Genomic DNA, 236 nt, shown 5'->3' with positions numbered 1-236 from the left:
GTGAAAATTTTCATAACTTAACAGTTTGACAGAAGAAAGGAGCAAACATATGCAACTATTTCATAAAACGGTAAATCGTCGCGGAACGCATAGTACAAAATGGGATACATATAAAAATGAAGAACTCATCCACGCTTGGATTGCCGATATGGATTTTGAAGTACCAAAACCAATTCAAACTGCATTACAAAAACGCACAGAACATCCTATTTTCGGCTATACACTTCCTCCTGAAA

At 36.0% G+C, this 236-nt stretch carries 1 pseudogene; it reads left to right on the top strand.

Annotation, left to right across the window (positions count from 1 at the left end):
- Positions 1-49 precede the first annotated feature (49 nt).
- A pseudogene (locus SB775_RS33770) lies at positions 50-236 on the top strand (cystathionine beta-lyase); the annotation flags it as partial.

This window comes from Peribacillus sp. SIMBA_075 (genome assembly GCF_046534585.1).
The sequence above is the reverse complement of the archived record's forward strand: the minus strand, read 5'-3'. Positions and strand labels throughout refer to the sequence as shown.